Source organism: Anaerobacillus sp. 63XJN7_5_ISO-PGPR-S23-430 (genome assembly GCF_056173695.1).
Window position 1 is genome coordinate 960635 of the sequence record NZ_CM149686.1, and the last position, 14064, is coordinate 974698.

Annotated in this window: 11 protein-coding genes; all 11 read left to right on the forward strand. The window is 42.5% G+C overall.

The window, feature by feature from the left end; translation table 11 throughout:
• Nucleotides 1-146 precede the first annotated feature (146 nt).
• The 11 genes from AC0VYJ_RS05190 to accB all read left to right on the forward strand — a co-directional run bounded on the left by AC0VYJ_RS05190 (nucleotide 147) and on the right by accB (nucleotide 14062).
• Nucleotides 147-2402: an alpha-galactosidase gene (locus tag AC0VYJ_RS05190; protein ID WP_475366723.1), complete on the forward strand. Its 2256-nt coding sequence runs from the start codon at nucleotides 147-149 to the stop codon at nucleotides 2400-2402.
• A complete protein-coding gene (locus AC0VYJ_RS05195; RefSeq protein ID WP_475366724.1) occupies nucleotides 2399-3565 on the forward strand; it encodes a galactokinase in 1167 nt (388 codons plus the stop codon). The genes AC0VYJ_RS05190 and AC0VYJ_RS05195 overlap by 4 nt, the downstream gene beginning before the upstream one ends.
• Nucleotides 3562-5094 (forward strand): UDP-glucose--hexose-1-phosphate uridylyltransferase, encoded by a 1533-nt coding sequence (galT, locus tag AC0VYJ_RS05200; protein ID WP_475366725.1) that lies wholly within the window; start codon nucleotides 3562-3564, stop codon nucleotides 5092-5094. The genes AC0VYJ_RS05195 and galT overlap by 4 nt, the downstream gene beginning before the upstream one ends.
• A 173-nt stretch (nucleotides 5095-5267) precedes the next feature.
• Nucleotides 5268-6677, forward strand: a complete 1410-nt coding sequence (locus AC0VYJ_RS05205) for a sodium:solute symporter family protein (RefSeq protein WP_475366726.1) — start codon at nucleotides 5268-5270, stop codon at nucleotides 6675-6677.
• The gene (locus tag AC0VYJ_RS05210) at nucleotides 6677-8362 is read left to right on the forward strand and encodes a sensor histidine kinase (RefSeq protein WP_475366727.1); all 1686 of its coding nucleotides are present in this window, start codon (nucleotides 6677-6679) and stop codon (nucleotides 8360-8362) included. Before AC0VYJ_RS05205 ends, AC0VYJ_RS05210 begins: the two co-directional genes overlap by 1 nt.
• Nucleotides 8363-9739 (forward strand): sigma-54-dependent transcriptional regulator, encoded by a 1377-nt coding sequence (locus tag AC0VYJ_RS05215; protein ID WP_475366728.1) that lies wholly within the window; start codon nucleotides 8363-8365, stop codon nucleotides 9737-9739.
• Between the two features lie 138 nt (nucleotides 9740-9877).
• On the forward strand, nucleotides 9878-11107 hold the full coding sequence (locus AC0VYJ_RS05220) for an NRAMP family divalent metal transporter (protein ID WP_475366729.1): 1230 nt from the start codon (nucleotides 9878-9880) through the stop codon (nucleotides 11105-11107).
• Between the two features lie 18 nt (nucleotides 11108-11125).
• Nucleotides 11126-11872 carry a 5-oxoprolinase subunit PxpB gene (pxpB, locus tag AC0VYJ_RS05225; RefSeq protein WP_430243616.1) on the forward strand — a complete coding sequence of 249 codons (747 nt, stop codon included), beginning with the start codon at nucleotides 11126-11128 and terminating at the stop codon, nucleotides 11870-11872.
• On the forward strand, nucleotides 11859-12632 hold the full coding sequence (locus AC0VYJ_RS05230; protein ID WP_475366730.1) for a LamB/YcsF family protein: 774 nt from the start codon (nucleotides 11859-11861) through the stop codon (nucleotides 12630-12632). The genes pxpB and AC0VYJ_RS05230 overlap by 14 nt, the downstream gene beginning before the upstream one ends.
• Nucleotides 12625-13575: a 5-oxoprolinase subunit C family protein gene (locus tag AC0VYJ_RS05235; protein ID WP_430243612.1), complete on the forward strand. Its 951-nt coding sequence runs from the start codon at nucleotides 12625-12627 to the stop codon at nucleotides 13573-13575. The genes AC0VYJ_RS05230 and AC0VYJ_RS05235 overlap by 8 nt, the downstream gene beginning before the upstream one ends.
• 13 nt (nucleotides 13576-13588) lie before the next feature.
• Nucleotides 13589-14062 carry an acetyl-CoA carboxylase biotin carboxyl carrier protein gene (accB, locus tag AC0VYJ_RS05240; RefSeq protein WP_475366731.1) on the forward strand — a complete coding sequence of 158 codons (474 nt, stop codon included), beginning with the start codon at nucleotides 13589-13591 and terminating at the stop codon, nucleotides 14060-14062.
• Nucleotides 14063-14064: the final 2 nt, after the last annotated feature.

Consider the following 14064-nt stretch of genomic DNA (forward strand, 5'->3'; position numbering starts at 1 on the left):
TATATAGGAAAATAAGTCTAAGCAATAAAAGGCATTATTTTTAAATTTATTTACCATTGATCAGATATAGGGATTTTTTTAAACTAGATGTGGATACGAAAACGAGGATGTGAAAACGTTTTCGATTAGAAGACGGAGGTACGTTTATGCCAGTAATGATTAATGATCAAACACTTCAGTTTCACTTACAAGGAAAAGAAGTCAGCTATGTATTTCATGTTATGAAAAATGGGCAGCTCGGACAGCTGTATTTTGGGAAAAAAATCCGAAATCGATCAGATTTCAGCCATTTATCTAAACGAGAATCTAGAGTGACATCCTCTTACATTTACGATGATGACTCAACCTTTTCACTAGATTTAATAAAACAGGAATATCCAGGGTATGGAACGTCAGACTATCGAGAGCCTGCTTTTCAAATCGAACATCCAGATGGAAGTCGCATTTCAGATTTCACCTATCAATCATATGAACTAGTAAAAGGAAAGCCTCGTTTATCAGGTTTGCCCGCTACATATGTTGAGGACGAAGAGGAGGCAGATACGTTAGTGATTCATTTGTACGATAAAGTGATGAATCTTTCTCTTTCGCTGATGTATTCTATTTACCATGGAAGAAATGTCATCACTCGCTCAGCGTTGTTTACAAATCATGGAGAAGAGCCTCACGTAATCAAACGAGCACATAGTGCCTCAGTTGATTTTCCAGATGCGGACTATGAAATGATTCAGCTATCAGGTTCGTGGTCGAGAGAGCGTCATATGTCCCAACGGAAGCTTAGCCCAGGTATTCAAAGCATTCAAAGTACTCGTGGAACTAGTAGTGCACAGCACAATCCGTTTCTTGCATTAAAAAGACCAATGACAACGGAACATACTGGAGAAGTCTACGGATTTAGCTTCGTCTATAGTGGGAACTTCCAGGCGCAGGTTGAAGTGGATCACTATCAAACTGCAAGAATGACAATGGGAATTAATCCATTTGATTTCTCATGGACGTTAGGAAGTAGCGCTAGTTTTCAAACACCTGAAGTGGTGATGGCTTATTCCAAACATGGGTTAAATGAGCTCAGCCAAACATATCATGATCTCTATCAATCTCGCCTTGCGCGTGGAAAGTGGCGGGATGCGGAACGTCCTGTTTTACTAAACAATTGGGAAGCGACGTATTTCGATTTCGATGAGAATAAACTACTTAGCATTGCTGAAAAAGCGAAGGAAACAGGGGTCGAACTGTTTGTATTAGATGATGGATGGTTTGGTAAGCGAAATGACGATCGGACCTCTCTTGGTGATTGGTTTGTGGATTCTAAGAAGCTTCCTGAAGGATTATCAAATCTTGCTTCAAAGATGAATGATATGGGGCTACTGTTTGGACTCTGGTTTGAACCTGAAATGGTATCAAAAGAAAGTGAACTCTATCAGAAACATCCAGATTGGGTCATTCAAGTGCCGGGACGCTTAAAGTCTATTGGGCGGCACCAGCTTGTACTTGATTTTGCGAATCAGGAAGTGGTGGATTACATCTATGAACAGATGGCTACGATTTTAAATGAAGCGAACATTGACTATGTGAAGTGGGATATGAATCGCTACATGACGGAGATCGGTTCGCTATCGCTTCTGAAAAATCAGCAGGCGGAAGTACCACACCGCTATATTTTAGGTGTTTATGAGCTGTATGAACGTTTAATCGAAGCTTTTCCACACGTCCTGTTTGAATCATGTGCAAGCGGAGGGGCAAGATTTGATCCCGGTATGCTTTATTACGCCCCACAGGCGTGGACGAGTGATGACACAGATGCAATGGAGCGACTTAGCATTCAATATGGAACATCGTTGGTTTATCCGCTGAGCAGTATGGGAGCGCATGTATCAGCTGTGCCGAATCATCAGGTGAAACGAATTACGTCGCTTGAGACAAGAGCGAATGTCGCTTACTTTGGCGCGTTTGGGTATGAGCTCGACGTGACGAAGATGAATAAAGATGAGTTGAATAAAATGACCGAGCAAATCCGCTGGTATAAAGAGAACCGCCAACTCCTTCAATACGGAACATTCTATCGATTAAAAAGTCCGTTTGAACAGAAAGGAAATGTCACAAGTTGGATGAGTGTATCAGGCGATCGAACGAAAGCTATCGTTGGATATTATCAAGTACTTGCGGAGCCTAACCCGTCATTTAAACGTTTGTACTTAAAGGGGCTTGCTGCAGAGAAAGAATACGAAGTAAGCGGCTATGAAGGAACTTACTTTGGGGATGAATTAATGAGCGCTGGAATTCAATTATCAAGCGGTTATGATGGATCACAAACAGGTGGTTTGGAAGAATCAGGAGATTTTTCTTCTCACGTATTTGTATTAGTCGAGACGGATCAGAATAATAGAGGTGGAGAAGTATGAAGCAACTTGAACAGGAATTTATTAAACAATTCGGAGCGGAAGAAGAGCGGGCTCTCTTTTTTGCTCCTGGGAGAGTGAATTTAATTGGCGAGCATACGGATTATAACGGGGGACACGTCTTTCCATGTGCCTTAAGCGTTGGTACGTATGCCGTTGCAAGAAAACGTGAGGATCAGAAGGTCAGGTTTTATTCCATGAACTTTCCAAGTCATGGAATCATAGAATCTTCATTGGACTCGCTCGTTTATAACGACGAGGATGATTGGGCGAATTATCCGAAGGGAGTCATCGCTCTTTTTCAACAGGACTATTCGATTCCGCATGGCATCGATATTGCCTATTACGGCAATATTCCAAATGGAGCCGGTCTATCATCTTCTGCATCAATCGAGCTAGCCACGTCTGTCGTACTGAGGGATCTTTTTCATGTTCCAATTGAAATGGTTGAAATGGTAAAGCTTTCTCAAAAAGCAGAGAATGAGTTTGTTGGAGTCAATTGTGGAATTATGGATCAGTTTGCAATTGGTATGGGGAAAAAGGATCATGCAGTTCTTCTGAATTGTGACACGCTTACGTATAAGCACACCCCGATCCGTCTAGAAGATCATTCATTGGTTATTGCGAATACGAATAAGCGTAGAGGACTAGCCGATTCCAAATACAATGAACGCCGATTGCAGTGTGAACAGGCTCTCAAAGCTTTGCAAGAAGAGCTTGACGTTAACTCGCTAGGTGATGTGACAGAAGAGCAATTCGAAGCTTATAAGCACTTGATTCTAGATACTAAAACTCGTAAGCGTGCGCGTCATGCGGTTTATGAGAATCGTCGCACGATGAAAGCTGTTGATTTTCTGAACGAAGGCGATGTTGAGGCGTTTGGAAAGCTCATGAATGAATCGCATGTCTCATTACGTGATGATTACGAAGTAACAGGGAATGAATTAGATGCGATGGTGGAAGCTTCTTGGAAGGAAGGGGTCGTTGGGTCACGAATGACAGGCGCTGGTTTTGGAGGCTGTACGATCAGTATTGTGGAGAAGGAAAAGGTCGAGGCCTTCATTAAAAACGTTGGTGAAAGCTACAAACATCAAACAGGTCTTGAAGGAGACTTCTATGTTGTTGAAATCGGTGACGGCGCTCACAAGGTGGTGGAAGGAATATGAGGCATCAAAAGAGACCGAATATTTATTTAGAGATTGAGCGACTTCTACAATACGGTTTGCAAAAACAGCTGATCGAAAGTATGGATGCCGATTACGCTCGAAACGCTCTTCTACACCTTTTTGAATTAAATGGAATTGAATCGTTTCCGCATCCACACGAAGAGCAGCTCGACACACCAACATCTATCCTTGAGAACATGCTTGATTATGCAGTGATGACAGGTTTAATAAAAGAAGACACCGTTACTGAGCGTGATCTGTTCGATCCTAAAATTATGAATACAATCGTTCCACGACCGTCAGAGACCATACGTCAATTTTATGAAGATTACATGTACAGTCCAATTAAAGCGACAGATACTTTCTATCAGCTTTCGAAGGATTCGCAATACATTCGAACGAACAGAATTGCGAAGAATGTGCATTGGTATAGTAAGACAGAGTATGGTGACCTTGAAATCACGATAAACTTATCAAAGCCTGAGAAAGATCCTAAAGCGATCGCAGCAGCAAAAGCCAATCCATCTTCAGCCTATCCGAAATGCTTGCTTTGCAAAGAAAATGTCGGGTATGCCGGAAGACTTGATCATCCAGCGCGCGATCAGCATCGAATCATTCCAGTGAACCTTGAGGGAGAAAATTGGTACATTCAGTATTCTCCTTACGTTTATTACAATGAGCATGCGATCATTTTATCTGAGTACCATCGTCCGATGACGATCTCTAAAGAAGGCTTTGATCGTTTGCTTCATTTTACTGAACAGTTCCCTCATTACTTTATCGGTTCCAATGCGGACCTTCCGATTGTCGGTGGATCGATCTTAAGTCACGATCATTTCCAAGGAGGGCATCATGAATTCCCAATGGCGAAAGCGGAGATTCAGGAAGAAGTTCACATTAACGGCTATCGGGATGTGACGATTGGGATTGTAAACTGGCCGATGTCCGTGCTTCGCTTACGAGGAAGGAATCGGAAGCGTCTAACGGAGCTTGCGAATACAATTCTAACGTCGTGGAGAGGATATACTGATCATGATGTCGATTTAGTATATGAAACAGATGGAGAACCCCATAGTACGATCACCCCAATCGCAAGAATGCGCGGAGATCAATTCGAGCTAGATCTTGTGTTACGAAATAATCGAACGAGCGCGAAACATCCAATGGGGATTTTTCATCCACATGAAGAAGTGCATCATATTAAGAAAGAAAACATTGGCTTGATTGAAGTCATGGGTCTTGCGGTTCTGCCCGGGCGTCTTATAGAAGAAATGGAAAAGCTCGCTTCTTATATAGAAGATCGTCTTCTTGATCGCGCATTTCATGATGAAGTGGTAGCGAAGCATGTACCTTGGGCAAAAAAGGTGATGAAGAAACATGGATCTCTATCGAAGGATCAGTTACGTGACACGCTTAGACATGAAATTGGTGTCACCTTCTCGACTGTTCTAGAACATGCGGGAGTATTTAAACAAGATGAAGCAGGTCAGCAAGCGTTTAGACGTTTCATAAACCAGGTGACTAACTAAATAGATCAAAAAAGTCGTTACCAAAAGGTAGCGGCCTTTTTTGTAGTTCGAACCCCATCATTCCTTCGTTTCTGGTGTCTCAACGTTATGTTGTATATAATGAAACCTGAAACAAATGAGCTATTTTACGCTAAGGCATCCATAGATTTACAACGTTTGAAGGGAGGAGCTAAATGGATGAATTACTTTATCTAGGTGTTTTCCTCATCTACACCATTGCTATTCTTATCTTTGGGAAACACGGTTTCGATAAAACGGATGAGCTGAAAGGTTACTTTCTAGCGGGAAGAAATCTGCCTTTGTTTCCGAGTATTGCGTCCTTTTGCGCGACATGGTTTAGTGCAGCATCGCTTCTTGGTCTACCAGGTTTGATTTATGAAGGGGGTATGTCCGTTATTTGGACAACGGCAATCGCCTGGTTGCTTGGATTAATCGGCTTGTTTTTTATTTCAACAAAACTCTATACATATAACGTTGTAACGGTTCCAGAGTTTTTCTTAGTACGTTATGATTCAAAGCTACTGCAAGTTTGGGTTGGAATTATTCTTAGTGTTAGTTATCTCTTATACGTTGTGATCCAAATCCGAGGGTTTGGTATTGTGGTTAGTCAAATGCTTGAAGTGCCTTATACGGTAAGTGTGTTTTTGATCTATATTTTTGTTCTGTACACGACGTTTGGTGGTCTTCATTCTGTTGCCCGTACGGATATTTTTCATTTCTGTTTAATACTGTTTGGAACGATGCTAGGAGCTCTATTTATTGTGGGTGAAATAGGAGGGCTATCTGAATTGATGACGGGCCTATCAGCGATTGCGGATCGAAGGGATGATTCTTATTTGGCTCTGTTTCCTGAGGGGGGCTTATCGTTCTGGGCGCTAGTGAGTGCGTTCTTATCACTCGGCATTGGTGTTGCGGCAAATCCTCAATACGCCGTGCGGATCCTTTCGTCTCGATCAAAAGAAGTGGCGTTAAAGATGGTCATCTCGAGTACGGTCTTTTTAGTTCTTATCTATTTTTCTATTTTTGTCATTGGGATAGGTTCAAGAGTATTGGATCCTAACGTCTCGTTTAGTAGTACAGATGAAATTTATCCTTTTATTATTACGTATTTACTCCAAACGCCTTTGAAGGGGATTTTGCTTATTAGCGTTGTCGCTGCTGCCATTTCTACGGCTAATTCTCAGCTTCTTATTATGGCGACGAGCTTTGTGTATGATATCACGCTTCCGATCCGCAGGAAAAAAGCGATTGATCTAAAGGTGATTTCATGGACGCGCTGGATGATTTTTATATTTGCGACGTTTTCGCTCATTATTGCATTCACTCCGCCGGAGGGAATCGTTCCATTTAGCGGACATATATGGGGGGTCATTGCCGTTTCGTTGTTTTTCCCTTTATACGGGGGGCTGTACACGAAAGTGGCGAAACGAAATGCCCTTCGTTCATCTTTCGGAGGCTTAATCACCTATCTTATTGCCTTTCTTCTTATTCCGCAGGAAGTTCAGGCAACTTATCATCCCGTTCTACCGTCCCTTGCGATAGCAGGATTTTTCTTCTTTTGGAAAGGGGGGAGATCTTCCTAATGCGTCATTCTATTGAACGTAAAATATTAGTCCCTTTCTTAATTATCGTTCTGCTACCGATCTTTATCATTGGTGCTGTCTCGATGTGGTCGAGCTATCAGTCTGAGAAACAATTAAAACAGGCAACAGCTCAAGAGCAGTTGATTAGTCTTAATCGCTATGCGGATAAGCTGGATGAACGTGTTCAGAACGGAGATATGAGTGAAGAAGATGCGAAGTCATTGATCAAAATCATGATTAATGAAACGAAAGGTTTGTATGTAGAAGAAGAAGATGGCACCCTATCTTCAGAGGGGGAAGTCGTTCAACCGAATGAAATAGATTGGTACAACGGAGAAGCTAGGTCCAATTTATGGACAGAAAACACCGTGCTAACAGAGCAGCTAGAGCAGTGGAACTGGACACTTTATCATCCGCTGACATTCTCTTTCTATTCCGGATCACTCCCGAATATTCAAAAATATACGCTGTTAATTAGCATTTTTACAGGTGTCATTGCCGTTCAGTTTACAATTATTCTTTCGTATCACCTTTCAAAACCAATCAAAAACCTTGCTGCTTTTTGCAAAAGGATTGCTCTTGGTGAGAGAGAGGACGATCTTCATATGAAAGAGAATCGTAAAGATGAAATTGGCGTGCTTTCAACCTCTTTAAAAGAAATGGTGCAAACACTTGATGAAAGAAACGTCCAAATTGAGAAAATAAAGAAGTTGAATGAAACGATTTTGGATAGTGTTCACGTAGGCATCGTTCTTGTAATAGAAGGAGCTAGCTCTGTCTACAATGAAGCGGCTCAGACGATGATGAAGGAAGACCCTCTTTTAAGAGAGCGGTTTGAGAAATTAACGATTCACGAAACGAAAAAAAGAAGTGAAGAAATTTGGAATCATAAACGACATGAAGAGAAAGTGTTTTATGCGGTGAGTTATAAAGTCTTAAACACAACAGAAAAGCAGCGGTCCATTATTACGTTTGAAGACATTACACATAGAAGAAAATTAGAGCAGCGCGTGGAGCGAATGTCTCGCCTTGCTTCATTAGGTGAAATGGCGTCCGGAATTGCTCATGAAATTCGGAATCCACTAGCTGGCATTAAAACGACGACAGAGCTATTAACACGAAGACTTGAGTTGTCAGATAATCAGCTTGCGTTGACAGAGAACATGATGTTAGACATTGATCGTGTGAATAAAATCATCACCAATATTCTCCAATTCTCAAGACCAATGGATACGAATCCTTCTGTCATTCATGTAGATGATGTCTTTCATTCACTCGTCTTACTGATGAAGACAATGGCGAGCGAAAAGAATGTCACGCTAGAGATTGAACGAAACGAAGATGAAATCATCGTAGACCGCGATCATCTTCGTCAAATTCTATTGAATTTAATTCTAAATGGGATCAACGCCATGCCTGATGGCGGCAAACTGACGCTTTCAAGTTACCGAAGCGGAGCGAATGTAACGATGACGGTGTCAGATAATGGCGTAGGTATGGAAGATTCTGTGATGGAGAAGATCTTTGATCCATTCTTTACTACACGTTCTGAAGGAACAGGGCTTGGTTTGTCGATCGTCCATCAGCTAGTCGTTCAGAATAACGGGGAAATGGATGTAAGAAGTACCCTTGGAAAAGGCACAACGTTCTTTATTACATTTCCAACGAGGAAGGGGGAGGTTTAGATGGCTGTGAAAGTAGGGATTATTGACGACGAAACAACGCTTCGTCTTACACTCCAGATGTTTCTTGAAGATGAAGGCTATGAAGTGCGAGTCGCCTCAACGCTTGAAGATGGCTGGAAGCTAGTGGATGAATTTAGTCCTCAAGTGCTGCTATTAGATATTCGTTTACCTGATGGGAATGGTCTTGATTCCCTCCACAAGTGGAAAGAGCAATACCCCGAAATGGCTGTGATGATGCTGACGGCGTATGGTGATGCAAAAACGGCCGTTCGTGCGATCAAGGAAGGGGCTTTTGATTATTTAACAAAGCCCTTTGAACTCGAAGAACTGAAAATCACCCTGGAAAAATGGATGAAGCAGCACCATCTTGAAAAAGAAGTGGAGCGCTATAGAGAAGAGGAGAGGAGAACCAAACTCGTTCGAATGATCGGCGAAAGTGACCAAATGAACGAGTTGAAAGACAAAATTTCTCTTATTGCAGAGAGCAATGATACGACTGTGCTCGTTAGAGGAGAGACGGGGACAGGTAAGGAGCTTGTGGCAAGAAGCATCCATCAACAAAGCCATCGTCATGAGGGACCTTTTGTTGCAGTGAACTGTGCGAGTATACCTTCAGATCTCATTGAAATGGAACTTTTCGGTCGAGAAAAAAATAGTGCACCAGATCAATCTCAACCGAAGATCGGGTTAATGGAATGGGCAGATGGCGGAACACTATTTCTTGATGAAATCGGTGATTTATCACTCGATATTCAGGTAAAGCTTTTGCGCTTTTTAGAAGATAAGAAGATTAAGCGAATTGGCAGTGTGCACGATATTGAAATGGACGTGCGTGTGATTGCTGCAACGAACCGTTCCCTTGAAAAGATGATACAGGAGAAGGAGTTCAGGTCAGATCTTTATTATCGATTGAACGTCGTACCGGTGAAGCTACCTCCCTTACGTGAACGTGAGAATGATATCGTCATGCTAACAGACTATTTCCTAAATGAATTTTGTCAGCAAATGAGGAAAGAAACGCCAATGCTTCGAGCCGATGCGAAAAAGCGACTGTTGAACTATGATTGGCCGGGGAATGTTAGAGAGCTCAAAAACACGATCGAGCGCATTGCCATTTTACACCGAGAAGATGAGCTTGCCGCTCATCATTTTGATTTCTTAAACCCAGTTGAAGGACAAGTAGAAGGATCGAAATCAATTGAAGAGGTCGTCTTCGATAAGGAATTTTCATTAGAAGATCATATTGAATCAATCGAAAAGAAATATATTGAGAAAGCGATTCAAGATGCGAAGTGGAATATTACGCAGGCAAGTAAGCTACTAGGCATTAGTCGGTATGCCCTGCAGCGTCGAATTGATAAATACGATATAACATGAGCGAAATCGCCCGATATGGGCGGTTTTTTTGTGCGGAATCTTATAAAATTATCTGAAAATTAGGTGATATCGTAGAGATAAGAGAAAAAACGCATCGATTCATGTAACGGATGAATCATATAAAAAAGGGGGAATTTGATGGCTTCGAAAAATAAAGACCCATTATCAATAGAGAATGGCCCAACGAAAAGTAAATGGGGTGTCATTCTTGGTGCTGCTTTCTTAATGGGCTCGTCAGCTATTGGACCAGGTTTTCTAACCCAGACGGCTGTCTTTACGGAACAGCTTCTTGCGAGTTTCGGGTTTGTTATTCTTATATCCATTATTCTAGACATTGGGGTTCAAGCAAATATTTGGAGAATCATCGCTGTTTCTAAGAAAAAAGGACAGGACATCGCAAATATGGTTGTTCCTGGACTTGGCTATTTCCTTGCCTTCGCCGTAGCGCTTGGTGGACTTGCCTTTAATATCGGTAACGTCGGTGGTGCTGGACTTGGAATGAATGTTCTATTTGGCATTGATCCACGTATCGGTGCAGCCATTACAGGTGTGATTACGATTGGGATTTTCCTATCGAAGGAAGCTGGCGTTGCGATGGATAAAATCGCACGAATCCTCGGTGGGCTTATGATTTTACTAACATTGTACGTAGCGTTCCAAAGTAATCCACCGGTCGGAGATGCGATTACACATACATTTGCGCCAGACAAAATTGATGTGTTTGCGATTATTACATTAGTCGGTGGAACAGTTGGCGGATACATTACGTTTGCAGGGGGACATCGCCTGCTTGATGCGGGGATTTCAGGTAAAGAAAACCTCCACCAGGTAACGAAAAGTTCCGTTTCAGGAATTTTAATTGCGTCGATCATGCGCGTCTTTCTATTTCTTGCGGTGTTAGGTGTTGTTACAACAGGATTTAAACTAGATCCAGCCAACCCGCCTGCGTCTGTGTTCCAACAAGCAGCAGGGGCCATTGGTTATAAAATGTTTGGTATCGTTCTTTGGGCAGCAGGGATTACGTCAGTCGTTGGCGCGGCTTATACATCTGTATCGTTTCTAAGAACGCTATCGAAGAAAGTGGATCGTCATCATTCAGGAGTAACGATTGGATTTATTGCCGTATCGACGATCATTTTCACCTTCATCGGAAAGCCGGTTCTGTTACTGATCCTTGCTGGAGCTTTTAACGGATTGATTTTACCTGTTGCTCTTGGAACACTCCTTGTAGCTGCTTATAAGAAATCGATCGTAGGGGATTACAAACATCCGCTATGGCTAACGATCTTTGGTGGGTTCGTCTTTCTTATTACAGCCTACTTAGCCATCGTTACGCTTATTGATAAAGTGCCACAGCTTTTTTCTTAATTGTTAGGAGGAACATGTGTGAAACTTGATTATTTTCCGCTTGGTGATACGGGCATTCAGCTTGTATTTGGCACCGAGATATCAGAAGAAACGAATCAGAAAATAAGAATGTTTGCGGACGAACTTGCGCAGCACCCTATTAATGGAGTGGAAGAATGGGTGCCAGCTTATACAACGTTAACGATCTATTATCTTCCAAGCAAAATTTCTTACAGTACACTGAAAGAAAAGCTTGAGGAAATGAACGAACAACAACATGGAAGAGAAGCAGAATCTGCTTCTCTTGTTTATATCATCCCAACCTATTATGGGGATGAAGTAGGATCCGATTTAGAGTTTGTAGCGGAGCATAACGGATTAAGTAAAGAAGAAGTGATTTCAATTCACGCTGATAAAGATTACCTCATTTACATGATGGGCTTTGTCCCTGGATTTCCTTATCTAGGAGGAATGTCTGAAGAAATCGCAACGCCAAGACGTGAAAATCCACGTGCTGAAATAGAGCCTGGATCTGTTGGTATTGCTGGAGCTCAAACGGGCGTCTATCCGCTAGAATCACCAGGTGGCTGGCAGCTTATTGGACAAACGCCGGTTAAGCTGTATGACCCGACAAGTGAGTCACCGATCTTATTAGAATCAGGTCATTACTTACGTTTTGTTTCTGTTAGTAAAACAGAATTTCTAGAAATCAAAGAAGCGATTAAGCGTGGAGACTATGTTGTTGAAACCGAAGAGAAGAAGGTGGGATATCATGAAGTCAGTTGATTTAAATAGTGATTTAGGAGAAAGCTTTGGGGCGTACAAAATCGGTAATGATGAGAATGTTCTTCCTTTTATTTCATCAGCCAATATCGCGTGCGGTTATCATGCGGGAGATCATAATGTCATGATGAAAACAGTCGAGTTAGCCAAGTCTCTAGGGGTATCCATTGGTGCACATCCGGGATTTCCTGATCTTGGAGGGTTTGGCAGGCGAGATATGAACATGTCACCTGATGAAGTATATAACCTCGTCGCATATCAAGTTGGTGCCATTCAGGGTGTTGCGAATGTCCATCAAGCCACTGTTTATCACGTGAAGCCTCACGGTGCGCTTTATAACAAAGCATCGAAAGACGCTGCTATTGCCAAAGCGATTGCAAACGCTATCTATGCCGTTAACCCGAACCTCGTTTTATACGGATTAGCAGGAAGCGAATTAGTGAAGGCAGGAAGAGCATGCGGGTTAACCGTTGCGGAAGAAGTTTTCGCTGATCGCACGTACCAGCAAGATGGTACGTTGACTCCAAGAACGGAGCCGAATGCGATGATTCACGATGCGGATGAAGCTGTGGAACGAGTCATTCGCATGATAACAGAAGGAAAAGTAACCGCCGTCAATGGCAGCGATATTAGCATTCAAGCTGATACGATTTGCGTGCACGGAGATGAGCCTGAGGCGCTGCTTTTTGTTCGAAAATTGAGAGAACGTATCGAGGAAAATGGAATAGAGATCAAGCGTGTTGGAGTGAATGCCAGTGTCTAACTCACTATTTAAAGTAAAGAAATCAGGTCTTTTATCCACCATTCAGGACGAGGGGAGAAAAGGGTATCAGCAGTATGGCATTGTTGTATCAGGAGCCATGGATCCTTTTTCAATGAATATCGCTAATTTTCTTGTTGGTAACAAAGGGAATGAAGCGGTTCTTGAAGTAACAGTTATGGGACCTGTATTAGAAATATTAAATCAGGCTGTTATAGCGATCTGTGGCGGTAACCTTTCCCCAAAAGTGAACGGTGAAGAGGTTCAAATGTGGAAGAGCTTCGAAGTAAAAGAAGGAGATCGGCTTGAATTTGGGCAGCCGCTTTCAGGAGCAAGGTCGTATATCAGTGTAGCAGGCGGCTACGATGTTCCATTCGTTATGGGCAGTAAATCAACCTACTTAAAAGCAGGGATTGGCGGTATTGAAGGACGAGCTCTTGAAAAAGGTGACGTGCTTTGTCGTGCGGAAGAAATCAAGGGAGTTAGCGGACGTGCCCTTCACCATGAAGAAATTCCTGACTACCATAAAGAGCTCGATATACGCGTTGTCATGGGACCTCATGCTTTTACTGAAAAAGGGACCGATACCTTTCTATCTACCCCTTATGAAGTGACGCCGCAATCAGATCGAATGGGCTTTCGTTTGAAAGGTGAGAAAATCGAGCACGCGGGCTCGGCCGATATTATTTCTGAAGCGATTCCGCTTGGCGGGATTCAGGTGCCTGCTAGTGGCGATCCAATCATTCTTATGTCTGATCGTCAGACAACCGGCGGTTATACACGAATCGCCACTGTTATCTCAAGTGACATTCCATATCTTGCTCAAGCGATGCCAGGTAGCACGATTCGTTTTCGTGAAGTAACTGTAGAAGAAGCGCAAGAAGCTTATGAAGAGAATGATCGTTTTATGCGTACGTTAGGTAAAGTGTCTAATCCCCGTCGATAAAGGAGAATACAACATGTTAAGTTCAAAAGAAATTATTGAAATGATTAAATATGTGGATGGTTCAACTGTAGATGAGGTTCATTATGAACATGATAGCTTCGTAGTAAAAGTGAAAAACCAGAATCCTTACGGAGAAGGCCAAGTTAAAAGAGAAGAGCAGTCTGCTCCTGTCACGCCGACGGCCGTAGAGGAGCGCGGTCAGGGTAAAGTTATCCCGAGTCCAGACGAGGAAGAGACCTCAGAAAGCACTCATACTGTTACTTCACCAATGGTAGGGATGTTCTACTCCTCACCTTCTCCTGATGATCCCGCCTTTATCCAAGTAGGGGATGCTGTTCAGGAAGAAACCGTTGTTTGTGTACTAGAAGCGATGAAGATGTTCAATGATGTGCAAGCAGAAGTGAATGGAGAAATCATCGAAATTCTTGTCGAGAATGGTGACCTTGTGGAATTTGGTCAACCGCTATTCTTAGTAAAGCCAGAATAGGA